General features: G+C 47.4%; 23 protein-coding genes and 1 tRNA gene. 6 read left to right on the forward strand and 18 right to left on the reverse strand.

Annotated elements, in window-relative coordinates:
- Window positions 1-4: 4 nt before the first annotated feature.
- Window positions 5-844, forward strand: a complete 840-nt coding sequence (locus PVA46_RS06125) for a YmdB family metallophosphoesterase (RefSeq protein WP_167695870.1) — start codon at window positions 5-7, stop codon at window positions 842-844.
- On the opposite strand, the gene PVA46_RS06130 is transcribed toward PVA46_RS06125, so the two are convergent.
- From PVA46_RS06130 to PVA46_RS06170, 9 genes are all read right to left on the reverse strand, one after another.
- Entirely contained in the window at window positions 834-1766 is a 933-nt protein-coding gene (locus tag PVA46_RS06130; RefSeq protein WP_167695871.1) for an ABC transporter substrate-binding protein, read from the reverse strand. The two genes, PVA46_RS06125 and PVA46_RS06130, sit on opposite strands and share 11 nt — an antisense overlap.
- A gap of 164 nt (window positions 1767-1930) precedes the next feature.
- Window positions 1931-4222, reverse strand: a complete 2292-nt coding sequence (locus tag PVA46_RS06135) for an MBL fold metallo-hydrolase (protein WP_167695872.1) — start codon at window positions 4220-4222, stop codon at window positions 1931-1933.
- 32 nt (window positions 4223-4254) lie between these two features.
- Window positions 4255-5433, reverse strand: coding sequence for an enoyl-ACP reductase FabV (fabV, locus tag PVA46_RS06140; protein WP_167696302.1), 1179 nt, complete (start codon window positions 5431-5433; stop codon window positions 4255-4257).
- Between the two features lie 28 nt (window positions 5434-5461).
- On the reverse strand, window positions 5462-5887 hold the full coding sequence (gene fabZ / locus PVA46_RS06145; protein ID WP_167695873.1) for a 3-hydroxyacyl-ACP dehydratase FabZ: 426 nt from the start codon (window positions 5885-5887) through the stop codon (window positions 5462-5464).
- 10 nt (window positions 5888-5897) lie between these two features.
- Window positions 5898-7142 carry a beta-ketoacyl-ACP synthase II gene (fabF, locus tag PVA46_RS06150; protein WP_167696304.1) on the reverse strand — a complete coding sequence of 415 codons (1245 nt, stop codon included), beginning with the start codon at window positions 7140-7142 and terminating at the stop codon, window positions 5898-5900.
- A gap of 97 nt (window positions 7143-7239) precedes the next feature.
- On the reverse strand, window positions 7240-7980 hold the full coding sequence (gene fabG / locus PVA46_RS06155; protein WP_167695874.1) for a 3-oxoacyl-ACP reductase FabG: 741 nt from the start codon (window positions 7978-7980) through the stop codon (window positions 7240-7242).
- A gap of 60 nt (window positions 7981-8040) precedes the next feature.
- Entirely contained in the window at window positions 8041-9003 is a 963-nt protein-coding gene (locus PVA46_RS06160; RefSeq protein WP_167695875.1) for an ACP S-malonyltransferase, read from the reverse strand.
- Entirely contained in the window at window positions 8982-9974 is a 993-nt protein-coding gene (locus PVA46_RS06165; RefSeq protein ID WP_212603857.1) for a beta-ketoacyl-ACP synthase III, read from the reverse strand. The genes PVA46_RS06160 and PVA46_RS06165 overlap by 22 nt, the downstream gene beginning before the upstream one ends.
- A gap of 88 nt (window positions 9975-10062) precedes the next feature.
- Complete coding sequence (locus tag PVA46_RS06170; RefSeq protein WP_167695877.1) at window positions 10063-10989, reverse strand: malate dehydrogenase; 927 nt, start codon at window positions 10987-10989, stop codon at window positions 10063-10065.
- A gap of 132 nt (window positions 10990-11121) precedes the next feature.
- Here PVA46_RS06170 and PVA46_RS06175 point away from each other — a divergent pair, with 132 nt between their 5' ends.
- Complete coding sequence (locus PVA46_RS06175) at window positions 11122-11988, forward strand: pyridoxamine kinase (RefSeq protein ID WP_167695878.1); 867 nt, start codon at window positions 11122-11124, stop codon at window positions 11986-11988.
- A 32-nt stretch (window positions 11989-12020) separates the two neighbouring features.
- Here the strand turns inward: PVA46_RS06175 and PVA46_RS06180 are convergent, their stop codons facing one another.
- From PVA46_RS06180 to flcA, 3 genes are all read right to left on the reverse strand, one after another.
- A complete protein-coding gene (locus tag PVA46_RS06180; RefSeq protein WP_167695879.1) occupies window positions 12021-12764 on the reverse strand; it encodes a class I SAM-dependent methyltransferase in 744 nt (247 codons plus the stop codon).
- 57 nt (window positions 12765-12821) lie between these two features.
- A tRNA-Leu gene (locus PVA46_RS06185) sits at window positions 12822-12903 on the reverse strand.
- 50 nt (window positions 12904-12953) lie between these two features.
- Window positions 12954-15935 carry a periplasmic flagellar collar protein FlcA gene (gene flcA / locus PVA46_RS06190; RefSeq protein WP_420828750.1) on the reverse strand — a complete coding sequence of 994 codons (2982 nt, stop codon included), beginning with the start codon at window positions 15933-15935 and terminating at the stop codon, window positions 12954-12956.
- A gap of 163 nt (window positions 15936-16098) precedes the next feature.
- On the opposite strand from flcA, the gene PVA46_RS06195 reads away from it, so the two are divergent.
- Window positions 16099-16443 (forward strand): hypothetical protein, encoded by a 345-nt coding sequence (locus PVA46_RS06195; RefSeq protein ID WP_167695881.1) that lies wholly within the window; start codon window positions 16099-16101, stop codon window positions 16441-16443.
- Window positions 16444-16509: 66 nt separating this feature from the next.
- On the opposite strand, the gene PVA46_RS06200 is transcribed toward PVA46_RS06195, so the two are convergent.
- The 5 genes from PVA46_RS06200 to PVA46_RS06220 form a co-directional block, all read right to left on the reverse strand.
- Entirely contained in the window at window positions 16510-17538 is a 1029-nt protein-coding gene (locus PVA46_RS06200; RefSeq protein WP_167695882.1) for a polyamine ABC transporter substrate-binding protein, read from the reverse strand.
- A 72-nt stretch (window positions 17539-17610) separates the two neighbouring features.
- Window positions 17611-18651 (reverse strand): extracellular solute-binding protein, encoded by a 1041-nt coding sequence (locus PVA46_RS06205; RefSeq protein ID WP_167695883.1) that lies wholly within the window; start codon window positions 18649-18651, stop codon window positions 17611-17613.
- Between the two features lie 122 nt (window positions 18652-18773).
- The gene (locus PVA46_RS06210; protein ID WP_167695884.1) at window positions 18774-19568 is read right to left on the reverse strand and encodes an ABC transporter permease; all 795 of its coding nucleotides are present in this window, start codon (window positions 19566-19568) and stop codon (window positions 18774-18776) included.
- 10 nt (window positions 19569-19578) lie between these two features.
- Window positions 19579-20448, reverse strand: a complete 870-nt coding sequence (locus PVA46_RS06215; protein WP_167695885.1) for an ABC transporter permease — start codon at window positions 20446-20448, stop codon at window positions 19579-19581.
- Window positions 20449-20451: 3 nt separating this feature from the next.
- Entirely contained in the window at window positions 20452-21585 is a 1134-nt protein-coding gene (locus PVA46_RS06220; RefSeq protein ID WP_167695886.1) for an ABC transporter ATP-binding protein, read from the reverse strand.
- 266 nt (window positions 21586-21851) lie between these two features.
- Between PVA46_RS06220 and PVA46_RS06225 the strand changes: the two genes are divergently transcribed.
- Window positions 21852-22223 carry a hypothetical protein gene (locus PVA46_RS06225; protein ID WP_167695887.1) on the forward strand — a complete coding sequence of 124 codons (372 nt, stop codon included), beginning with the start codon at window positions 21852-21854 and terminating at the stop codon, window positions 22221-22223.
- 69 nt (window positions 22224-22292) lie between these two features.
- Window positions 22293-23858, forward strand: coding sequence for a glucose-6-phosphate isomerase (locus PVA46_RS06230; RefSeq protein WP_274360338.1), 1566 nt, complete (start codon window positions 22293-22295; stop codon window positions 23856-23858).
- Here the strand turns inward: PVA46_RS06230 and PVA46_RS06235 are convergent.
- Complete coding sequence (locus tag PVA46_RS06235) at window positions 23855-24418, reverse strand: NUDIX hydrolase (protein ID WP_167695889.1); 564 nt, start codon at window positions 24416-24418, stop codon at window positions 23855-23857. The two genes, PVA46_RS06230 and PVA46_RS06235, sit on opposite strands and share 4 nt — an antisense overlap.
- Before the next feature lie 109 nt (window positions 24419-24527).
- Here PVA46_RS06235 and PVA46_RS06240 point away from each other — a divergent pair, with 109 nt between their 5' ends.
- Window positions 24528-26375 carry a hypothetical protein gene (locus tag PVA46_RS06240; protein WP_167695890.1) on the forward strand — a complete coding sequence of 616 codons (1848 nt, stop codon included), beginning with the start codon at window positions 24528-24530 and terminating at the stop codon, window positions 26373-26375.
- Window positions 26376-26469 lie beyond the last annotated feature (94 nt).

A 26469-nucleotide genomic window follows, 5' to 3' on the forward strand; every position in this document is an offset into this window, starting at 1 on the left:
CCCAATGAAGATCCTCTTTTTAGGTCAACTTATCGGCAAACAGAGTATCGCCTTTGTGAAAGAACACTTGGCTAGTCTCAAAGCCGAACACCAAATTGATTGTACCATTGCTGTTGCCGATGCCGTAACGGGAGGCTATGGTCTTGGTAAGAATCATGCCTTCTATCTGCGCAAACTGGGCATCGATCTCCTCCTTGGAGGAGAGGCAATGTTGAGTAAACGCGACCTTGTCGAAGAGCTTGCCCAGATTCACTTTGTCTTACGTCCTGCTAACTTTACAGGCATCGGCAACTTTGGCTATGGCATGCGCCATCTCCACACCCCGAAAAATCAACAGCTCAATATCATCAATGTGATGGGGATGATGGGATTTCATCGCGTGCATGCCAGTAATCCGTATCAGCTGGTTAATAAAATTCTCGATAATCCTAAGCACCCATCTCCCTTTACCCTTGTCGCTTTTAGCGCCATTGCCAGTGCCGAAAAACAGACCATGGCACATATGATGGCAGGAAAGTGTAGCGCCATCATTGGTTATGGCGCAAAGGCAATTACCCTCGATGCGCAAATTATCGATGAGACGGCCTATATCACCGATGTAGGACGTATTAGCGCACCATTTAGTGTGGCTGGATTTACTCCAGAGAGTGAAATCGAACGCTACACCACGCAACGTCCACGTAAAAGTGAAGAGTTAATCAGCGATGAAATAGAACTCCAAGCCGTCGTTATTACCTTGGACGATGAAACGGGAAAGGCAACGCACCTTCAACCCTTGCGCGCTACCTATCCGCTTAACGTCAAAGCCCCTGCCAATACTTCTGCAGAGTCAACTACTCCATAAAACCAAGTACGCGTAAGCTCTCTTGCGTAGCATTAATACGTGCTTGGTCTACAACGCCACTCTCGGTGTAATAAGCCAATGTTGCATAAATTCCCGCTAAAATATCTTCATAAATGGCACCATCGATATACTGTTGCGCAATGGCTGCCGCCTCTTCAGGGTGATCGCGCGTAAAACGCATCGCTTTGGTGAGCGCCTCATAAAACGCATTTAACACGCGTTGTTGCTCATCACTTTGCCATTGATTACTATTAGTCAAAATAAGCGCACCGGCTAAGGCAGAAAAATCAGAAGCCATCCACAACTGATACCGAACATCTTGTTCGCGCATCTGGAGAGGTTCGTTATTTGCAAAGACAACAACGGCATCCACCTCGCCTCGCTCAAGCGCAGCCAACTGCGCGTAACCTACTCGTACAATCTCCACATCTTCTTGGGAAATATCATAATAAGTCAAAAATTCCATCAGTGTAAGATAAGAAGAGCCGGAGAGTTCAGAGACACCAATACGTCGACCGCGTAAATCCGATGGAAGGGAAATGGTTGGATCCATGCTCATCATTGCTAAAGGGGAGGTCTCATAATATTGATAGCTCGCTTGCAAAGGCATGCCCTGTGCACGGGCAAGTAAGTATTGATCGGCATCACCCAAGGCGAAATGCACCCGTCCACCTGCTAAAATCGAGAGAATATCACTGCCCATGCCATACTCAATCGTTAAATCGATGCCCGCTTGCGCGAAATATCCCTCATGCATTGCCACATACAACGGGGCAAATTGCATGTTCGGAATGTAGCCAATCGCCAATGTTAAGGGCGTAAGCGTACGCGCCTCCTTCGCTGGTTTTGCTTGACAACTCAACAAAACGAACGCTAATAACCCTAGTAATCCAACCTTTGTGTACCCAAATAATCTACACATACTCACTCCTTATCTCCTACCTAATCTTATCTTTGGTCGTCCACAGGCGACCTCTTTTTCATTCTTTACTTAATTCACAAGAAGATCGTAGGCAAGTTCAGTTATATAAGAGAGAAAACGATCAGCTTAGCACGATTATCCCCAAATTATTCCCGTATTGCTATCTAATCATCCTCATCATAGGCAATCTCTTTTTCATTCTCAATCTGATTCATAAGGAGATCGTCGGCAAGCTCATTCATATAGGAGATCAGGCGATCGGCTTGCGCCACCAATTTGGCAATTTTATCTCCAGATTCCAGTAGTTCCCACAAGAGCAACGGCACAGAAATGAGTGCATCTAAAGGCAACTGCACCACCGTAATCGCAGAGAGTGCAACAACTTGTGGAATCAACCCCTCGCTCTTAGCAAAAAAGACCTCTTGCCCGTAAAAGTAATCCTCCGAGAGCGTCTCTACCAAATTTTCCTTATGGAAAATACCCGCCATGCCCTCCACAATCAGACCCACTTGGCGCTGATGCCCTTCGGGTAAAATATCACCCTCTGCATACTGTACCGTAGTCATCTTTTTATTGAGTTCATCCAGTAAATAACGAGAGGATATGGACTTAAATAATTCAGAGGAGCGAAGTTTTTTACGCCGATAAAACGAATCAACATAAATATCTAAAGAGAGGTACTGACGGACAAAATGAAGATACTGCTGGGCATCAATCTTAATCACCTTAGCATAACTTACCGATCGATAGGTTCCCTCGCTGGTTGTACCCGTGAGAATTGCCTCCTCGCCCAAAAGCATGCCCGCCTCACAACGCACAATATCTCTAGCGGTGATATACTCAAACACCCCAGAAACCACTAAATAGGCGTGCGTTAATGGTTCCTCTTTTTTAATCACGATAAGCCCTGGATTAATCAACTGACGCGGAAATTTTAAAAGCTCGCCACGTACCGAGTGAGAGATTTCGGGAAATAACTCCTCCAAATAGCGCTCGGCTGCCAGATGAAAGTAATCACGACTGGCCTCGATAAGCAACTCTTCTACGCCAAAATTCACCGTAGAAGCCATGATGCGCTGGTGCATAGCTGGTTGCCCCGTGGTGTGGCTCACGATCACTTTGATTGATTTATCGTCTTTAAAATCATCCACCTCTCCATGAATCAATCCGCCATTGGCATCAATCTTTTTGATATTTACCGCGCGCAAATAATTCTTCCAAACCCCTTCATAGCGACTAATCAAGAACTTTTGATCCTCATCTTCGACCTGTAAAAATTGCTGATGTACCCGTTGGCTAATCACGTCCGCCAAATGCCCATAACTACGCATCTGCCCTTGATGATTGAGCATTTTAAAGTAAAAAATGTTCGTCTCCACCGGATGGGGAGAGAGGACAGGCATCACTTGTAACTGACCGATATACGTCCACTTTTCTAAAGGTAAATCATGCACATCAAAGAATTTGCTAAAGACATCCTCATCAAAATTGAGCAATGCCATTAGCTTGCGCATCAGGGAGACACGCACCAATTTACTGGTATATAATTTGAGGCGCTTTTGCGATCGAATCAGCCCTGTCAAACCATTAAAATGATCGTCGTGGGCATGGGTCATAAAGACGCCCTCCACCTCCGAGAGCGAAATGCCAAACTTCTCCAACGCCTCCAGCACGTTCGGGCCTGCGTCGATCAGATAATACTTGCCCTCGGCACTGATGATACTACTCATACAAGGGCGATCTTTATCCCAGCCGTTACCCTCGCCACTGTGTAAGATAGCAAAGTCTTGCTTATGAATCGGGTGAAAGTCGAGGTTGTAAGGAATACCATACTGTTGCATCTCAGTAAGCGTTAAATCGATAATCTCCTCTTGATCCTGATACTGAAAGAGATACACATTAAGACCCAAACGCACCACATAGAGCTCGGGGGCAATCTCGTAAGGCTCTTCATTGGTCTTTATCTCAAAAAAATTGACCAAATCCTTCGATGTTTTAGGATCGCCATATTTAAATCGCTTCTTAAAGATAGAAACTTCTCGTTTCTGCTCCTCACTAATATCATCAACACTCGCCAACTCATCGGCGGTTAAGCCATTAATCCCTCGATCCAAATACTCAATTTGTCCGGCGATCTGCTCAGGGATTCCCAAAATCATCGGCTTACTGCCCGTATATCCAGGGTGATTAGGCAAAGCTAACCCCTGATTATACATCATATGCATGAGCGGAAATTCGGTAAGATTAGAAAAAGAACCATTCTGGACGGAGACATCCGAAAGGAGGATGGCGTTAGCCCCGCTCTCCCAGAGCCATTGCTCATCCTCTATACGTTGGATAAATCCGGCACGCATCAGCAACTTAACCGAGTCCATGGGACAGCCACACAAAATGCGCATGCCCACCTCATGGCAATCTAAAAAGTATACCCCATTAGTTATCTGAAACTTCCGCATGATTCCTTCCTACTGAATAATATTTATCTATTTTAATCAATACGAGATGGGTCAACCTCTTGACTGTAATCGACCCCGTCCACCTCAAATCCGTGAATCTGCATAAACTCCTTACGAATACCCTCTAGGTCGGTCTCTTCACGTACTCTTGATAAATCTAAGTTATTCCACGCCAACTCAATCTCTTTTTGCAATGCACGATCCATCTCCCAGTCATCAAGGCGAATACGCCCCACATCATCAACCAAGACCGTATCGTGATTGTAAAGACGATCCATAAGACGATAGGCCTGCTCAATCGTGCCCTCATGCGTTCCCTTGGCTTTCATCAATTTATAAAGAATTGCCATATAAAGAGGTACAACCGGAATCACCGAACTCGCGCGTGTCATCACCGCCTTATTCACGCTAACATACGCCTTGCCATTAAGGGACGCTAACAAGGAGTTGAGTTCACCCACACTCTGCTCCAAATGCTCTTTGGCCTTACCAATCGTCCCTTCACGATAAAGTGGGTAAGTCATCTCTGGGCCAATGTAGCTATAGGCCATGGTAATTGCCCCCGCAGCAAGCAGATCGTGCGCTTTGAGTGCTTCTATCCACAAAATCCAATCCTCACCGCCCATCACTTTGACGGTATTTTTTGCCTCTTCTTCGCTAGCAGGCTCGATAGTAACCTCACTGACCTGCGCATTAAAAATATTCACCGTCTTACCCGTGTAAGGTTGCCCCGTCGGCTTCAACACACTCTTATAAGTGATGCCATCAGGCGCTGTGCGCATCGGGCTAGCCAGCGAGTAGACCACCAAATCGATCTTCTCGCCCTTAAAAAGCTCTTTGGCAGTGGCAATCACCTCGTCTTTACACGCTTGACTAAAGGCATCGCCCGAAAGAGTCATCTCTTGCTTGCCATCGGCCTTCGCCAATTTAGAAAAAGCAAGATTATTATACCAGCCCACCGCGCCCACCTTATCAGCACTCCCAGCACGCTCAAAACTCACACCAATCGTGGTGGCATCATTGACATAAGTGTTAATAATACGCGTTGCCAATCCGTAACCCGCGCTCGCGCCAATCACCAAAACGCGCTTAGGCCCAGCAATCTTAGGTTGTTTTTTCGCAAAGTCGATCAGCTCCTCCACTAGGCGCAGAGCGCCAGTGGGATGAGCATTGAGGCAGACATTCCCTGCCACTTTTGGTTCTATAATCATCATATTTATCCTTCCTTATCTACAAATTTTATGCCAACTTTGGCCCAGCAATGCACGTCCAACTCGCCTCTACCGCGATCTCATCGCCGACAAAGACCTTGCCACTCTGCTTGAGTAAAGGACCACCGGCACGCACGTTAGTTACCTCATAGCGCACCGTATCTCCCGGACGCACCTGCTTGCGAAATTTAGCCTGCTCCACTTGCGCCAAAAAGAAAAGCTGATCGTTGCCCACCAAGCCTGCAGCGCGTGCGCCCGCTCCACCGCACTGTGCCAAGGCCTCGACCAATAAGACTCCCGGCACAACTGGATACTCTGGAAAGTGCCCAGCAAAGTAAAACTCTTCTGCCAAAAAGGTGCGCTTACCTTCGCATCCATCTTTATCTGCTTTCAATAGCTCGTCAATCATCAAAAATGGCTTTCGATGAGGAATTAAATCTTCTACATTATACATTTAGCCTCTCCTATGCTTCGTACTTTTTAAAACAGACCACACCATTGTGTCCGCCAAATCCCAAGGAATCACTCATCACTGCCTTGAGCTCTACCGCCTGACCAACATGAGGAACGTAATCGAGATCGCACCCTTCGCCAGCTTGGTCTAAATTAATAGTGGGCGGAACAAAATTTTCAGTGAGTGCCTTAATCGCAACAATCGCCTCGATACCACCAGCCCCCCCCAATGCATGCGCGTGCATACTCTTGGTGCTACTGACTTTTAATTTGTAGGCATGCTCACCAAAGGCCAACTTGATAGCTTTGGTCTCACTAGGGTCATTCACCGGCGTGCTTGTCCCGTGTGCATTGATATACCCAATATCAGTTGGTTCTAAACCAGCATCTGCAAGCGCCAAGGTAAAGGCCTTGGCTGCGCCCGTTCCTTCTGGGGTAGGACTCGTTAGGTGATAAGCATCACCGGTCATGGCACCGCCGGCAAACTCACAAATAATCTTTGCGCCACGTGCTTTGGCATGCTCATAATCCTCGAGAATAATGATCCCTGCGCCCTCACCCATCACAAAGCCTGCGCGATCTTTATCAAACGGACGGCTCGCCTTCTGCGGTTGATCGGCAAATTCAGTGGTGAGCGCAGTAAGCTTAGCAAAGCCTCCGATACTCACCTCGGTGATCGCCGCCTCGGTGCCACCGGCAACCATAATATCAGCGCGACCCGCACGAATCATATCGGCAGCCATCGTAATAGCATCCGTTCCCGAAGCACAAGCCGTACAGACTACCGCAGTAGGGCCTTTCCAACCCAGACGCATCGCCACGTTACCTGCGCACTCATTACTGATCAACTTAGGGATAGCCAATGGAGAAATGCCATTAGGGCCTTTCTCAAAAAGCTTGAGCGCAGCATTACCAAACTCATCAAAGCCACCAATGCCATTGCCCACAAGAATACCTGCGCGATCTTTATCGTAAGCGCTCTGCTCTAAACCCGATTGTTGATAGGCCTGCACCGCAGCGGCCACAGCAAAATGACTAAAAGGTGCCATCTTACGGGCATCCTTATCATCCATATAGAGCGAAGTGTCTAAATTCTTGACCTCTCCAGCAATATGTACAGGAAAGTCGGTGGTATCGAATTTGGTAATTCTGCCGATGCCCGACTTGCCAGCCTTCATCGCCTGCCAAGACTCCTCCACCGTGTTACCAAGGGCACTCACCATCCCCATTCCTGTTACTACAACTCTTCGCCTCATCATCATTTCCTCATCTTCTACGTGATTTTCATGCAAAATGACCTCCTTCTATCTAAGCCATTTTGCATGCTCCTTCTTTTAATGACCTAACGGGTCACTATCCCATAAACATTCCACCATTAACATCTAGCGCTACGCCAGTCACATAACGACCCATATCACTAGCAAGATACAAACATGCGTTCGCAATGTCTTTAGGTAGACCCATCTCTTGCATCGGAATCTGTGCAACCAAGCCAGCTTTTACCTTTTCTGGGATAACCGCAGTCATTGGGGTGTCGATAAAGCCGGGGCAGACCGCATTACAACGAATCTTTCGGCGTGCACCTTCGCGTGCAATCGAACGGCTAAAGCCAATCAATCCCGCCTTCGCAGCCGCGTAGTTGGCCTGACCCAAGTTACCCTGACGCCCCACAATCGAGCTGATGTTGATGATCGATCCGCCTTCGGCGTTCTCCTTCATGTGAGGGAAAGCCTCATGTGTAAGGTGGAAGATGCTATTCAAGTTGATGTTGATCACAGCGTTCCAATCATCGGTTGTCATACGTGTAAAGAGCGCATCCTTGGTGATACCAGCATTGTTGATCAAGATGTCGATCTTACCACTCTTTGCTACAACAGCCTTAATAAAATTACGACAATCCTCTTCTTTTGCCACATTCAAGATGTGCCCAATTGCCTTGTCGCTAAAGGTAGGTTGAACCGCGTCTAACTCCCCTTGATTAAGTCCTGTGTAGTGCACAGTTGCACCCTCGCGTAAGAATACACGCACTGTCTCGGATCCAAGTCCGCCACTTCCACCTGTTACGATAGCAACTTTTCCATCTAATAAACCCATTTGCATCGCTCCTCTCTTTCTATCGATTCCTCTTCACAAGAAGAGGTTATTCTTTCTAAATTACTCTTGCATGCGCGCCAACAGCATCTCTACTTCGGGCATCTGCATACAACGGAACATCTCGTAATTTGCACCATTACCACGCATCAACGCGCTCAAGACATTGCCTGGCCCAACCTCTACTGCCACTCGCTCACGAAAACGCGTTTGCGCATCAGAAATGATCCCTTGCCATAAGACAGGATGGCTAATCTGCTCACTTAAGTGATGCTGGATCTCTTTGCCTGTCGACAAAATTCCGCCCGTAACATTGCTGTATAAGGGAACTTTGGGGCTAGCAAAACGCAAGCCTGTAATCACCGATTTAAACTCCAATGAAGCCTTAGACAAAAGCGGAGTATGAAAAGGTCCCGAGACGGTCAACTTGATGACACGCTTGGCACCCGCCTCTTTAAGGAGAGGTTCTAAGCGATCGATTTGCGCAAGCAGACCCGAAATCACCACTTGATCAGGAGCGTTGTAGTTGGCAACAAAGACCTCGGTTTGATCGTTAAGCACTGCCTTCACCGCACCGGCGCTCAAACCCAAGACCGCTGCCATACCTGGCTCACCCACCTGTTTTTTAAATTCATTGCCCGCGTGATGCATAATACGCCCACGCTCATACACAAGACGAAAAGTCTCCTCCGCCGTCAAGACATCGGCTACCGCCAAAGCGGCATACTCTCCCAAACTAAAGCCAGCAACCCACGCGATATCCTCGCTACGAACCCCCGCCATGCGCAAGCCCACCATCCCCGCCAGACTTGCTAACGTAACGGCAGGTTGCGTATTGATTGTCTCTTTAAGCTCGGCTTCACTCCCCTCAAAGAGGAGCTTCTTCATATCCTTGCCACAGACATCGCTAGCCAATTCAAAGAGCGCCCGCACACTCGCGTGTTGGGTATAAAGCTCTTTCGCCATACCGGGGTGTTGCGCGCCTTGACCAGCAAAGAGTAAGGCTATTTTGGTTGTAAATTCCATCGTATATAGACTCCTCCCCAAGTGAGACCTGCACCAAAGCCTACCAACAAGAGATGTTGCCCTGCTTTGAGTTTTCCTTCGTCGTACATTTGACGCAAGGCAAGCGGAATGCTCGCGGCACTGGTGTTGCCCATTTGGCTAATGTTCATATAAAATTTATCGGATGGCCAGCCCTTTCTCTCCAATAACGCATCGATCATTCGTGCATTTGCTTGGTGAGGGACGACCCAATCAATATCATCCATGGTTAGAGCATTGCGGATAGATAGCTCCTCAACCAGTTCGCCTAGAATACGCACACCAAAACGATAGACACGTGCGCCATCCATGTGTAGAGCGCTCTGGCTGGGCTCTTCAACGACAGGTTGCTTCACGCCACCAGCAGGGCGACTCAACGCCACGGGATCGCCCTCGGAGTGGAGTACAAAGTCAACAATATCATCTTCCCCGTCGCGATCATCCTTATAGAGCACCATCGCACCTGCGCCGTCGCCAAAGAGAACCGCTGTTTTACGATCGTGCCAATTTAAGATGCTCGAAAGTTTCTCAGCCCCCACCACAAGCGCATACTTCATCGTTTTAGACGCTTTGAGCAGGGCATACGCGTTACTTAATGCGTAGACAAAGCCACTACAAGCTGCGCGCACGTCAAAACTGGCAGCCCCCACCGCGTTTAGCTCTTTTTGTACTAAATTTGCCGTGGCAGGAAAGCCTAAGTAATCGGGAGTAGCCGTAGCTACTACGATCAAATCGAGCTCTTGACCACTGATACCGGCCATCGCTAGTGCCATCTTGGCGCTCTCTACCGACATAAATGCGGTGCTCTCTTCATCATTGGCGATGCGACGCTCTTTAATACCCGTATGACTTTGAATCCATTCATCGGTCGTATCAACATAAGCTTGCCACTCATCATTTGCCATAATCTTCTTGGGTAGATAGCTACCAATTCCCATAATGTTAATTGCCATAATACACATATCCTAGCCTTATATCATAGAATTGTCAAGAGAAGATTTAGGCAATTTATGCAATAAATCTTCTCGTAACGGCTCTTGACTACTTCATCGCCTCACGAATGAAGTTGGCACTAGTATGATATAATTTAAGTTCCTCGTCGGTTAGGGGATACTCCAAGACCTTTTCGATACCATTCTTGCCCACTACCGACAACGCACCGATCACCAAATTATCGATGCCATACTCACCATGAAGCAATGCACTCACCGGCATAATGCGCGACTCATTCTGGGCAACGGCGCTAAAAATCGTGTACACCGACGCGCCAATACCATGATCGGTATAGCCACGCGTATTATAAATATCCAGCCCGCGTTGACGCACAAACTGCATCGCCTCCTCCTTATTAATAAGAGGAACTCCCTTCACCTTGCTAAACTCATCCACATGCAACCCAGCCACCTGTGCAATGCTCCAAGGGACAAAAGAGCTATTGCCATGCTCGCCCAAGACAAACGAGGTAACATTCGTTGCGCTTACATCAAAATGCATCGAGATATAGCGACGTAAACGCACCGTATCCAAAATATCCCCCGATCCCAATACGCGATGGTGGGGCATGCCACTATATTTAATAAAGTAGTAAGTCATTGCGTCCACAGGATTGCTAGTAATAATTACGATAGCATTCGGCGAATACTTAGCCACCGCTTGCCCAATCTCGCGCATCAACTTCTCATTCTCTGCCAATAGCGCGCGACGATCGGTTAAATTCTTCGCAGGGATACTGGCATTGACGAAGACATAATCACAATCCTTAATATCGCTATAATCCTCTGCCACGCGCATATGACTATAGTGATTAAAGTGGCCAAGTGGCACCGAATCCTCAAAATCCCAAATCTCTGCCTGCGTGCGCGCCTTGTTGATGTCGTACACCACAATCTCTTGCGATGCGGAAAATTGAAACAAGTAGAGCAAGACCTCCTTGCCCACCATCCCTAAGCCAATAATTCCTATCTTCATCGATCTTTCTCCTTTACAATCGCATTCTTTCTCTTTACCTTTACAGCAAGCTACGCTATAATGATAAGCACAGTATACTCTATTTTGGAAAAAACGAGAATACTTTATCAAAATTATTATAAGGAGTTTGATATGAATTTGATCAACGCACCCAAAGTCATGGCAATGCACGACCTCTGTAGCTATGGCCGCTCCAGCCTAAATGTGGTTGTTCCCCTGCTTGCCACCACCAATTGCTACTGTTGTTCGCTACCCACCGCCCTACTCTCTAGCCACTTTGGCTTTGGCACGCAACCTAGCTTACTCGACCTAAGCGAAGAACTCTTACGCATTTATGACAAATGGGATGCCATGAATCTCCACTTTGATGCCTTCTACTCTGGCTATCTCGCCTCACCCGAGCAAGTAGCTATCGCCCAAAAATTTATCCAACGCTTTACTCCGCGCTTCATCTACATCGACCCCGTCTTAGGTGACAATGGCAAACTCTACCCCGCCTTCGATCAAAAACAAGTCAAAGCCATGCGAACTCTCCTCAAAAGCGCCCACGTCAGCTCCCCCAACCTCACCGAAGCCAATGCACTCCTAGGTCTCCCTCTCGATCAACCCTTCGCGCAGAGCAACGCCAAAAATTTTCTACAAAACCTCAGCGAGCTTGGCCCTAAAATCGCCATCGTTACCGGCATTCACGACCCAGAACGTCAACGCATCACCAGCTACCTCTTCGACAAAGAAAAAAATCTCTACTTCAAAGTACACGCTCCGCTCCACCTCAAGAGCCCAAAGGGTCTCCACGGCACAGGCGACTCCTTCGCCTCCATCGTAACCGGACGCATGCTCGCCCACAACGACCAACCTCAAGATGCCGTAGCCCTCGCCATGCACTACCTCGATCAGGCTATCAAAGGGGCAATCCGCTTCCAAGAAGAGATCGCCATCGAGTACCCCCTCGAAGATCTTATCGCTCATCACACCAGAGCCGAGGTAGAAAATTTTTAATCCCACCCCAAGAGAGATAGCGAGGTCATTCTCTATGATTTATGTGCTAAAACGATTAATCGCTCTGCATCTTGATCGTAAGGAGTGCCCTCCAAGCTACCAAAAAATTCCACCTCACTAAAGCCAGCCTCATTCAATAACGTGCCCAGCTCCCATGCGCTGTAAATTTTATGCGAAAAGATCGTCTCCTCGTACACGCCATCTTTAACATAGCCCCAGCGGTTCTCCACCCGCGACCAACCATCCAAAATCCGCGCGCCCACCATCATAATCGATCCGTCTTGCCCATCAAACCACTGGCTCTCGCAAAAATTCTTCGCCAACGTCTCCTTACCCTCAATATCGATTAAAAAGCTCCCCCCTGATTTTAAACTTGTATAGACATTGCGCAACGCCTGCAACTCTTCTTCGGCATCCTCAATATAACCCAAACTGGTGAAAAAATTATAAGCAAAATCAAACCGATCTGGTGCAACAAAACTACGTATATCCGCCTCGATGAATTCCACATTCAAGTTACGCTTTTTCGCCTTGCCCCGCGCCAAATCCAGATAACTCGTACAACGATCCACCCCCGTAACCGCATATCCCAGCTTCGCGAACTCAAGTGCATGACGCCCAAATCCACAACAGTGATCGTAAATCACCGCCTTCTTGGGCAAATTTGCTAAGGCAATCATCTGCTCAACATCGGTAGGTGTTGCCGCCAACCGATCAGGATCAAACATCATCTCTTTATACTTTAACCAAAATAACTCATCCTCAAACCACGCCATACATATCTCCTAATAAAAAAACCTATCTACAAGAAGATAGGCTCTTTATTTTTTACTTACCGGAGATGGGACTTGAACCCATACACATCGCTGTGGCAGATTTTGAGTCTGCTGTGTCTACCAATTTCACCACTCCGGCATTATGTAAACATTCTACATCATTTAGCAACTTTTGTCAATCCTTCCGCACTAAAATCCCCACGATACCGGCGGATTCTCTAAGAACATCGCCAGACTATCGTATAAATAAGTAGACTCCTGCCCAGCTACGGGATGAAGCAACGCGCGGAAATTCATCCCCGGAAGCTCCTGCGAAATAACCCTTGCGCGACTCTCAGGATCGCGGGAGAGCGCATCCCACAAGAACATCGCCTGTTGAAAGGCAATCTGTGCTTGCTGTTCAATCGCTACACGATTAGGGCTACGTTGCGCAAGATCGGCTAAAACCACACCCAGATTATTATAAACCTTCATAAGGTACTCGCCATTCTCCCTACGCAAAACCTCCATCGCCGAAGCATCCGAAGAAGCCAATGCTAAACGCTCACTCTCTAAAATCTCGCGCAACTCTTGATAATAGGCCTGCGCCGAAGCACTGCGACCATCCACCGCCAACGCCGTCGCCAAACTATAAATCGTATTAGCATGACCACTCTCCATCCCGTAAGCGAGGCTAAAGTTATTAATCGCGTTAGTCAAATCTCCACGATTGTAGGCAATATAACCGCGTTTGTAGCGTAAGTCAGCATCATCAAAACTATTTTCCAGCGCCTTTTCATAGTGAATATCGGCAAGCTGAAGCGCCCGATCTCGAATATAAAAGATATCACCGAGCTCCAAATACATACGCCCATGGAAAGGATTGCGCCCAAGAATCCGACGCTCCACCCCATTTTCATAGTAGGCGATGGCACGTTCAAGCTCACTTTGCGCGCGCTCATCCATGATATTCTCTTTGAAGCGGAAATTTGCCGATCGACGGAAGACATCAATGTAAACTTCCGTATCGCGTAGCGTCATGGGTTGACGGTTCGCAATCAGAAATATCGCCTGACTCAAAGAGTTACTTGCGCTCGAGAGATCGCCCACCTCTTCATAAAAACGCGCCAATTGATAATGCAAAATCGGATCTTTCTCTTCTAACTCGATCGCCTTTTGCAAAAGCTTCTCCGCCTCCCCAGCGCGTCCTTGATCTAAAAACCAACTCGCTGCCAACGCCAATGTCGCAGGATCTAACTTCATCTTAGGATTCGCCTGAATATACCCAGCCCAACGTTCTATCTCTGTGCGATCGTTACGTAAAACAGAGAATTCGAGCAAACCCATCACCGTGCGATCCGATAACCCATCAGTCTGAATAAGAATAGCATATACGTCACGCGCCTGTTTCAAACGACTCTCGTCGTAAGCACCCCAGCGCAATAAATTCTCCGATCGGGCGCTCAACATTTGCACATCCTTGGAATTAACATCATTAAGATAGCGCACATAAATCTGATCCGCCCGCTCAAAATTGGAGCGATGCCGACTCTCAAAATCGCCATAGGTCAGATAGGCACGTTGGGAGGTAGGATACGCGCGCAACAGGCGATCGTACATCTCCTGTGCTAATGTATACTGACGTTGACGGGTAAAAGCTTCGGCATACTCAAAGAACCATCGCTGACGAGGCACTCCCTGAACCTGCATCGGCCCCGCTCGCCAACCATCATGTGCCACTCTAAAGTTAAGCATTGCCTCATCGTAATCGCCCGCCTCTAACATCACCAAGCCGTTGCGATAATACCATCCCGCCGTAAGCGGACGATAAATGGCAGAAAAACCAATAAAGACCACCAACGCCACAAGAACGGTAACCACCATCACCGGCTTGACCCATGGCCAGGCAAGATGTTTAAAGTTATAGGCAAAGCCACCCCGACGCTTCTCAAACTCTTCGCCAGCATTCTGTTGATAGCGATTGGGTAAGATAATCGTCTGACCGGTAAGTTCTCGGACATCATTCACCAGAGAACGCGCAGAAGCTCGCTTAAGCAACTTTTTTGTTAAGCGTTGTACCACCGCAGGTTCGGTCTCTTCACTAGCGAGAATTTTATGCATAGCCAAGCGTAAGTTACGCGGCAGGCGCGCCAAAGATGCGTTAATTTGATCAATCTTTTGTTGACTAAAGAGTAAACTCTCTGGATCAACGCTCTCTTCATCCTCTTCGTACGCATCCTCTTCTTCAGCATCGCTAACATCAGACTTCGCGGGACTCTCTTTCGCATCCACATTGATATCGCCAAAGTCGCCAAGATTAAAATCACTCTCCATGTGATCCACCGAATCTTCTTTAGCTTGATGATCAAGATCGCTCTCAGCAAGCAGATCGGCAGCATCTACCCCCTCACTTCCGTAGAGTACGGGTTCTTCATCGAGCATATCAGCAAGTTCATCGCCCTCACCCATGGCTAAAATCGCCTGATCATCATCGCTATCGCCAAAGATCTCGATCGGTTTATCCATATCCATTAAATCCAGCGCATCATCCATATCAGGAAGCGCCAAGTCATCAATTCCCGTATCCAAGGAGCTCTCGTTTGTCATATTATATGTAGATTCCAGCTCACCAGAGGCATCATCTGCGCTATTCTCTGGGGTGCTCGGCGCTAAAGAGGCAAGTTCTTCGACAGAAATCGTATCCTCAAGCGCCTCCTCTTCCTGCTCATTGGGAAGTGGCGCATCTGGAAATAACTCGCCCTTGTTAGTAGCCTCATCCTCAACGGGATTATCTTCCGAGGGAAATTCATCTAAGGATAAATTCATATCGTCAAAGGAGGAGAAGTCTAATTCATCACTTGCATTCTCATCACGAAGCGTCTCTAACCCAGGATCCTCTAGGTTCGATAAATCAGCGCCATCAAAGTCAGCAAATGCCTCGGTTGGTTCCAGCGAGGGCTCTTCTTTCTTATCCTCATCACTCATTTGCGACTCCTCTTGAGGTTCTGCATTGATATTCTCTTCACGATTGAGATCGGCCTCGCGAACAATGGCCTCGCGCTCAATTGTCGGTGATTGCTCCATTAGCACATCTTCTATGGATTCGCCACGTTTTTCGCGCCAAAGGGGCTCGTCGGAGAGATTTTCGAGAGTTTGTTTCAATTTATTTAAATCGTCATTACCAGCCATCATTCTTTATTTTCGGTTTTTTCCCTATACAACTAAAGAGCTATTCCATATTCTCTTAAATTTAACGCATGAGACCCTTTTCTTTTTTCTCTTTTTTGTCTATACTGACAACGTTCCTTAAGATATTTGGATAGATAGTTGGTGCAAAGGAGAGTAAAAAGTCATCGTGAAACCGCATTTTTATTGTGATGTTTGTGGAAGCCAGGTGGATGCGCATTTAGATGCTTGCCCGCAGTGTCGGGTTAAATTTTCAGGGGTTCGTTGCCCTTCTTGCCTCTATCAGGGTACGATTGAGCAATTTTTACACGGCTGTCCTAGTTGTGGCTACCAGCTTCATGCGCAAGCGCCTAAACTTAATCGTACAAAAACTACCTCTAGGCCAACGCCCAAAAGGAGATCCCCATATCCTTGGCACATTTCAAGTAAAAGTCTGACGATATTTGCAGTTGCTCTTATCTTTACGACATTTATGATTCTCTTTATCTATCACGTACAAATCAGTCGCCTGTAATTAATGATATACAAAATATGCCTAATCTAAATAAAGACGAGGAAATCGCTCTCCTCGTCTCTATCTTTAACGTGATTGCACCTCGCTCCAAGCACGCGTATAATACGCAAGTGCCGAGCCAACATCGCGCTTAACCTCGTAGCCAAGCTCTACCAGTTGCGCAATTTCATAGGCGGGGGTTCGTTCACGCAACTCCTTAGCACCAGTCAAAATGGTGGGATAATAAAAGGTGTCAGCAATACGCGCATGCACATCAGGACGCAAGAGATAATTAATCAATTGATGCGCCCCTTCCACATTCTTACTCCCGGCTAAAATCACCAAATTATCCACATACACCAAGCCACCTTCTTTAGGCAGAAGATATTGATAATCTACCCCATCGGCAGCCTCAAGCTCGGTGAGTACCACCTCGGCATAGCCATGCGCAATCACACTGCTCCCCGATGCAAAATCCTTACCAAACATCTCCGCATCGAATTTTAAGAGATTGGGCTTCCATTCAAGCAGAAGATCCCTTGCCTGCGCAATCTCCTCGGCATCGGTGCTATTCACACTATACCCTAAATAAGCCAACGCCACACCGAGCGTTTCACGCACATCATACATCATGGTCATGCGCCCTTTAAAGCGATCGTCGCCAAAAATTGCCCAACTCGCGGGCAACTCTCCGGTTTTATTGCGATTCATATTAATTCCCGCCGCACCGATAAAATATGGCACACTATATGCTTGCTCGGCATCAAACGCTAATAATGGAAGAATCTCTGCCTCGATATGATGCAAATTAGGTAGCCATTCATGATTTAATGGAGCTAACATACCCTGCTCACGCATCAGCTCCATGTAGTCGGCCGAGGGTACGGTTAAATCGTATTGCGCGTTGCCCGTAGCCAGCTTGGCATACATCGACTCATTGCTGTCATAGGTATCGAGCACCACCCGAATGCCTGTCTCTCGCCGAAAATCTTGCAACACCTCATCGGGGATATAGTAAGACCAATTAAAAAGGTAGAGCACTTCCTTATCGTTCCCGCCACAAGCTAGTAGCATCGCACTCATCGTTGTTAAAAAAAGTAGACGAAATCTCTTCATCCTGCCCTCCCTCTCTACTGTTATTAGGTGGATAAGTTACCCCTATCCACCTATACATCACGCTAAAATGGTCTAGTTCGATCGCATAATCGCGTTCCACGCATCATTATAGTACGAAACCGCATCCCCAACATTAGCTCTAAATTCATAATTGTTCGTAAAGAGCCCCTCAATGCTGTATGGCACGGTTACCGTTCGCAAGCTCTCGGCATCGGGCATCAGCGTGGGATACCAAAATTCGTCCATAATAAAAGCGTGCACATCCAAACGCAAAATGTAGTTGATCAGCTCATGTGCCAGCTCGGGATTAGGCGCATTCGCCATGATCACCATGTTATCAAGATAGATCAATCCACCCTCTTTCGGCAAGAGGAAGGCGTAATGTTCAAAAATATTATCACCTTCGAGCTCCTTAAGAACAACTTCTGGAAAACCATGTGCCACCCAAGTATTGCGTGAGGCAAAATCCTTGCCAAACATTTCAGCATCAAATTTGAGCACATTGGGCTTCCAATTGGCGATAACCCAGTCGCGTGCCTCTTGAATTTCGGTAGGATTAGTACTATTCGCACTATAGCCTAGGTACTTCAATGCCACGCCCAACACATCACGCGAATCGTTCATCAAAGTCATCCGACGCGCTAAATCACTGCGCTCAAACATCCGCCAAGACGACTCATACTCCTGCACCATATTGGTGTTGACATTGATCCCCGTCGCACCCAATGCGTAAGGCACCGAATAGACATTCCCAGGGTCAAAGTCGATATAACTAAGGATGTCGGCGTTGAAGTTGGCAAAGTTAGGCAACAAGCTCTTATCCAACGGCTGGAGCATGCCTTGCGCAATCATCATCGAGACATAATCACCCGAAGGCACCACCACGTCATAATTGGCGCTCTGGGTTAAGAGCTTGGCATACATCGTATCGTTGCTGTCGTAGGTGTCCAAATGTACACGAATCCCCGTCTCGCGACGAAAGTCTGTTAACACTTGATCGGGAATAAAATACGTCCAGTTAAAGAGATTAATCTCGCGCTTCTCTCCAGATCCCCCACAACTACTCAAGGCAAATATCATCGCCATGGCTACCAACATCAGCTTACTCTTCATGATGTAAACTCCTTATCCATTTTTATTTTCGCTGTCAAAACAATAGAGAGCGTCGCCCGCCCAGCTATCTCTTCTCCAGCTGTTCTCTCTACTTCATTTACTCATAAAAAATCGAGAAATTCTTACGTCTTCACCATGTATTTTAAGAAACGTCGGGCGCTAAACGCCAGCAAGACCGTCCCCGCTATCAAGATGACCGAGAGCGCATAGACCACATTACTGTCGGGATCTTTACGGATGGTGTTGTTGATGGCGATGGGCAAGGTCGTCGAGCCCACACTACCCACAAAAAGGGTAATAACAAAATCTTCCAAGCTCAAGGTTACCCCCATCACAAAGCTTCCAATGATGCTAGGTTTGGCGATAGGTAAAATGACCTTGGTGAGAATCTGGCTATCTTTTGCACCCAAGTCTTCCGCAGCTTCGATGATTCCGCTATCAAATTCATCCAGTCGTGCCAAAACCATCAGGGTAACAAAAGGTAAAATGAAGGCAACGTGCGCAATGATCACATTGCCCAATCGTAGGTTAAGATTCAAACTCGCAAAGAAGATGGCAAGGCTCAAACCGACCACAATCTCAGGCAAAATGAGGGCAATAAAGTTGGTAACCTGCAAGTAGCTCTTGGTGCGAAAAGTGTACCAATGTAAACCAATCGCCGAGAGTGTGCCAATAGCAGTGGCAATCACACCCGCTGTAATCGCCACGATGATGCTGTTGAAAAAAGCCAGCCATAAATTCTCCTTGCGCGTAAAGAGAATTTCGTACCAACGCAGACTAAAACCCGTCCAGCTATTCTTTCCGCCGTTAAAGCTATAGGCAATCAAGATAAGTAGCGGTGCTATCAAAAAGACGGCCGTCATGATAAAGACAACCTTAGACAAGCGCGGGGCTTGCAATCGATGTAAATCTTTCATTTATCTACTCCTACTGGGTTACGGCACGACTGCGTTTCTGTAGCAAGCGTACTCTTCGAACCGATCGCAAGCGAACGATCATAAAGCCCAAGATGGTAATCGCCATCAACAACGTGGTAAAGGCCGCAGGTACCGGCCAGTTGCGCTCCTGAAAGAAGGCGTTGGCAATCTGTTGACCAATCATGTACGTTCCCTTAGCGCCACCACCGATCAGTTGTGGCACAACGTATTGTCCAAAGATGGGGATAGCCACAAAGATGATCGAAGCGATAATCCCGCCACGAATGTTAGGCAAGAGAATTTTTCGCAAACTACACATGTGGCTACAACCAAGATCGCGCCCTGCCTCCAGCAAGCCAAAGTCAAATTTCTCAATCGCATTATAGAGAGGCAAGATGGCAAAGGGCAACGACGTATACGCTAAAACAAGGATCACCGCCGTACGATTATACAAAAAGCTCTGTGGTTCGGCAATTAAATTGAGCTTCATCAAGAGCAAAGGCAAGAGACCATTGGCCTCTAAAATTGCCTTCCAAGCAAAGATGCGTACCAAAAAGTTTGTCCAAAAAGGAATAATAATGATCAGCATTAAAATCTCTTTACGCTTAGATTGTGCCATATAATAAGCACAAGGCAGCGCAATCAAGAGCGTTAAGGAGGTCGCTAAAAAGGTAATCTGAAGCGTATTTTGGATAACCTGCGCGTACTCTTTACTGAAAATTGTCCGATAGGCATCTAAGCTAAATTGATAGATGACCCCACCGCTACTGCTCTTGGTCATAAAGGAGTAGCTTAAGACGATAAGCAGGGGGATAACCGTAAAGACGCTCATCACCAAGAGTGCGGGCAAGGTGTAGCGAAAGCCTAAATTTTTACGCATAAATTATTTCGCCTCCTCAACAATCGCCACAATATAGGCATCGTTGGCGTGCCACCAGAAGTAAACCTTATCCTCCCATGTAACCTCAGGGCCGTCCTCGAGGTATTTAGAGTGCGATTTGATTGCTTTAAAGACAAATTCCGATCCATCCAAGGTGATAAAACATTTCGACTCCGATCCAAGATAGATCATATCATGGATAATGCCGTGGAAGATGTTATACTCCGCCATCTTATTCTCTAGCGACTTAGGGCGGTCAGTGGCAAGACTAATCTTCTCAGGACGCACCGTAAGGTTGATAATATCACCGACTTTAGGCTTAATGTCATCATCGGCAGTTACCTTGAGCATACCAATGCCGGCAATCTCCACCTCGACCCACTCGCCTTGCACGCTGGTTACCTTACCGGTAAAGAGGTTGGTCTCCCCGATAAAGTTGGCGACAAAGGCACTAATGGGACTCTCATAAATATCATGCGGAGCGCCTAATTGCTCGACACGCCCCACATTCATCACCGCGATGCGATCGGAAATAGAGAGTGCCTCGTGCTGATCATGGGTAACAAAGACAAAAGTTACCCCCACCTCATCGTGGATACGATCAAGCTGCACAAGCATGCGCTGACGTAACTTTGCATCCAAGGCCGAAAGAGGCTCATCCAATAAGAGCACCTTAGGCTCATTAATAAGTGCGCGGGCGATAGCTACGCGCTGTTTTTGTCCACCAGAGAGTTGATTGGGCATATTGCCCTCTTTGCCGGTAAGTTGGACAAGTTCTAGGTACTCGGCAACTTTTTGGTTGATCTCTTCTTTAGTACGCTTTTGCAAGCGCAAGGGAAAGGCCACGTTGTCGAAAACCGACAGGTGGGGAAAGAGCGCGTAGTTTTGAAAAACTGTATTGACAGGTCGCTTATCGGGGGAGAGTGCCGTAACATTGACATCATCCAGATAGATTGCTCCGCTAGTGGGCGACTCAAATCCTGCTAACATCCGTAGTAGTGTGGTTTTTCCACAGCCACTGGGTCCTAATAGCGAAAAGAATTCGCCTGCCTTAATCTCAATATTTGCTTCCTGAACGGCTACAAAGTCACCAAAAGATTTTTTGACGTTCTCAAAACGCACGACACTACCTTTCAATTTTTCGCCTTTTCCTCCTGCGATATGATTTATCTTTTCTCTTAAAAAACCACCATCCTATCTAATCTGTAGATATGGTTTTAAAGATGACTTTTTTTTGCAATTTAGTCAACACGTTTTTGCCATATTTTTCACTTTTTTTCAAATATTTTCCGCTTGGAGAAGAAATTTTGCTAGCTTTAAGAAAAAAGTGGTCAACACTAGCGATTTTATTGCCTAAAAAGGTCGATAAAAAAGTAGCAATCACTATTGTGCAAGGAGGCACTATGTCTAGCCCAGCCGAGTTGGCTCATCAAGAGCTCTTGAGCGCCTTGGACGCGTTTACCAACGCCCAAGATCACCAGTATCAGCCCACCATCGATCACGCCATGCAGGCGGTGTTATCCTTTTTACCCCTCCTTACTGCCACCGATGCAGGCGACTTGAGTCAGCAAATTGACCTTGCCCTTAGCCTACCCATCGTTGCAGACCAACCCGAATTAGTCAACCTTTTTAGCAATCTCAGGCTCTACCACCAAGAGTACTACGACGCAAAAAAAGAGACGCTCCTTGCCAAAGAAGCCCTGCTTATCCTCTCGCTATGTAATGAAATTTTGAGTCAGCTCATTCCCCTCATTCAGGAGCAACCGCAACCTTAAACTAACATTTTTTCATTTTTGAGATAATTTTAACCAAAATCATTCAATCAAATAAGGAGTTTACGTATGATTCGTTATCAAAATCTTGACCAAACCAAGGGCTTTTCCCAACTAAAAGAGCTCGCAATTCCTTCGGTCGTCGAGCACTTTACCAAAGAGAACCTCGAGAGCCAGAGCATTCGCGCCGGTGCCGATCTCACCTTTAACTATGCAGGAAAAGGCATCAACCAAGCACTACTCTCTGCCCTACAAGCCCTTGCCGATGAGCAACAGGTCATCGATAAATACGAACTTCTCTTGAGCGGAGAGATGATGAATACCGGCGAAAAACGCAAGGTGCTTCACCACCTAACCCGCGCACAACAAGCCGGCGAGGTGCTCTTTCATAACGAAAATTTACGCCACTTCTACCAACAGCAACAAAAGCGCTTTTCAGACTTTGCCAACAAAGTACACACCGGCGAAATTCTCGGCTCTACAGGCAAAAAAATTACCACCGTGGTGCAAGTAGGCATCGGCGGTAGCGACCTAGGGCCTCGCGCGCTCTACTTGGCGCTACAGAATCTCTATCTAAGCAAACTCGAGGCTAAATTCATTAGCAATGTTGACCCCGACGACGCAGCTATCATCATCGACAGTTGCGATTTAGAGCGCACGCTCTTTATCCTCGTCTCAAAAAGTGGCACCACACAAGAGACCCTCGCCAATCGCAACTTCGTCCTAGAGGCGGCCGCCAAACAACAGATCCTCAACTTTATCCCCAATAAACATATGGTATGCGTAACCAGCCAGACCAGCCCCTTGGCAAAAGACGATAGCTACCTCGTGAGCTTCTTTATCGACGACTTTATTGGCGGACGCTACTCCTCCACTTCGGCCGTAGGTGGGGTAGTCTTGAGCCTTGCCTTTGGTTCTGATGTCTTTGACGAACTGCTTGAGGGGGCTGCCGACGCCGATGCGCATGCGCGCCACCGCGATATCGCCCAAAACGCCGCCCTCATGGATGCTCTCATTGGTCTTTATGAGCGCAACATCAAGGGCTATCCCAGCACCGCGATTCTCCCTTACAGCCAAGCCCTATCGCGATTTCCTGCCCATCTTCAACAGTTAGATATGGAGAGCAACGGCAAGAGTGTCAACCGCGATGCCCAACTCATAAGCTACAGCACCGGCCCTACCATCTTTGGCGAACCCGGTACCAATGGGCAACATAGCTTCTATCAACTTCTACACCAAGGCACCGACATCATTCCGCTTCAGTTCATCGGCTTTAGCCGTAGCCAGTGCGCCGTAGATTACGATTTTGAAGGCTCAACCAGCCAGACCAAACTCAATGCTAACCTCGCAGCGCAAATTTCAGCCTTTGTTTTAGGCAAGAGCGAGCCAAGCAACCTCAACAAGAATTTTGCAGGAGGTCGCCCCGCATCGTTGCTCTACGCACCACAACTTAGCGCGCGCACCCTAGGTGCGTTGCTCGCCCACTACGAAAACAAAGTGATGTTCCAAGGCTTTTTATGGAACCTCAATAGCTTTGATCAAGAGGGCGTCCAGCTAGGTAAAGTCTTGGCTAATGAGATCTTATCCAACAAGGCTGACGCCACCATCATGCACCTCTTTGGGCTACTTGAGGGCTAGGAATTTTTCATAAGATGGCGCTGATACCAAAAGAGCGCCATCACCATTAATGCATGATCCATCTCGCCATAGCCCATCGTTTCGAGCACTGTGGTTACGGGGATCTTCACGATCTCAATGCGCTCGTCTGGATCTAGCTCTTGATTGGGTAGTAAGGTGAGATCCTCTGCCAAAAAGATGTGCATATGGTTGGTAAAGAGCGCGGGGTTGGGATTATTCGCCCCAAGAAAGGTGACCTTATGACTACGATAGGCCACCTCCTCATTAAGCTCGCGCTGGGCTGCCTCGACGGGGTTCTCACCTATGTCGACAATGCCTGCCGGAAATTCGGTCGTAATTGTGGCACTCCCATGGCGAAATTGGCGCACCATCACAAACTTCTCTACCCCATCCTCTTTGATCAACGGAATCACCGTAATCCACGGCTGACTCTCAATCGCAAAAAATGTATTGCTCGCGCCATCCTCATGCACCCGCTCCACCGCGTCCACCGTAAAAATCCGATACTCCCCGCCCTTTTTTCGTGATTTTTCTTGCCAAATTAACTTTTTATCTTGCATTTTTCTCTACCACCTGCCGATATTAGATTTGTCTACATCTATGAGTATCGTTGCTTTTTTACGTAGACATCATCAAAAAAGAGAAAAAAAGTCGAAAAGTAGAGGATGTATGAATAACAAATCGCACAAATTATCCCCCATTGCGCTGTACATCGGGCTGGTTGTCGCAAGCCTTCTGGGCATTCTTATCGGAAGCATCATCTTCATTCAGCAAGAGCGAAAGCACACCCTCACCCACCTCCAAGCAAACCAAAACAATGTCTACACCTATATTAAAAACAGCTACGACCCAGAACACGGTTTTGCCCTAGAGCAGATCCTCGACCATTTCCCTACCCTCACTTTTATCTCGATCAAAGAGAATCAACGCTACGCGTTTCAAGCTAGTCGTGATCGCAACTCTTTTTGGCTGACTGCCGCCGACGAGTATCAACCACGCGCTTGGGAGTTTGCCTACTACACCCAACAAATCGACCGCTTTACCCTCGCTACCCCCAATCAAGGCGATATGCGCATCACCATGGTCTTCGACCTCCTAAGTCCAGCCTCCGCGCAAGCCATCACGCTACGCGCGCTCATTGGTGTGCTTGCCCTGATGGTGCTTAGCATTATCATGAGCTTCTTCCTCAAAAAGCGCCCACAAGAAGCACGTCAATCCGACAGTAGCCCTGTCCAAGGAAGCATCATCACGCCAAGTCAAGCCCAGCACGAACTCGAAGAGATTGAAGCGAATTATAGCCAAGACCCCGATATCTTTACTGCCGAACCCAGCCCTTCTTTTGATTTGGGCGACGATCCAGCCATTGCCGATATTACCAACCCTCACCCCGAAGAGAACAACGATCTCTTCTCACTTGAAGAGGACTTTTCTACAGAAGATCCGCTGCCTGATTTTAGCGCATTTGATGATCTCAATCTTCCCGAAATCGAACCCAATACCTTAGAACAATCTGATCTTTCAAGCCCTAGCGATCTCGACTTCTTTGATACTGATGCGCAACCAGATGCACCGCAAGAAGATCTCTTTCTTTCCCCATTAGAAGAGATTGAGCACCCCTCTGATGAGCCACAGGCGATTCTCTTTGATCTCGAAGCCCCAGAAGATTTTAATATAGACTCGCTCCCCAGCCCCCTTGATGACCTTGATCCCCTCGCCTTTTCTGAAGAAGAGAGTCCGACAACCCCAGAGGAGGATAGCCCCACACAGGGCTCGTTTCTTCCTGAAGATTCCCTTTTAAATGACGATTTAACCATGCCCGAAGAGCTAGAGGATCCAACGGAACTCCTCTTTGAGGAAGAGCCACTTGGCGATCCCGAAGAGGCCTTAGATAGCATTCCCGTATTAGAGGATCCAGAAAATAGTGAAGATGAATTCCTGCATCAATCGCTAGATTTACCGACGTTAGATAATCTGGAAGAAATTCCCCTTGAATCACCCATCGAGGAGGAGCAACTAAACGAAGAGCCTATCCTTGGTGAAGATAGCCTGAATCCACTCCCAACACAGCCAGCCATGGAACCTGAGAGTTCGGCAAAAAGAGCCATCTTAGAGAGCATGCAAGCCATGGAGAATCAACCCTTGGCGCTCATTTTGCTCCAAGAGCAACCCACGCTCTCCTCGCGTTTTGACGATCTCCTTACTAGCTACATGACGAAAAATTTCCCACAAGCTCCCCTAGAAACACTAGAAGATGGACGTTATGCACTCCTTCTCCACGGAAAGAGTCTTGAAGAGAGCTTTGCCATGCTCGAAGAGCTCAATCGTGCCTTCCAAGGGTCGGATCTCCACTTCTCTGCTGGCTTAGCCTCCACCCAAGAGCGGGAAGGTGTCGCGCCTACCATTCTCTGGAAAGAAGCCGAACACGCGCTTGAGCGCGCCCTAAATAGCCAAGAGAATGACATGCTGATTGCCTTTAAGATAGACAAAGAGAAATTTTCTTCCCTCGATCTCCACTAAAGAGGTACACTATGCACGATATGGTACATCAATTTTGCCAACACTTTACGATCGATGCATCCACCATCAATCAAGAAGCATTGCGTTTAGAATT

The organism is Entomospira culicis (genome assembly GCF_028748145.1).
Classification (GTDB): domain Bacteria; phylum Spirochaetota; class Spirochaetia; order WRBN01; family WRBN01; genus Entomospira; species Entomospira culicis.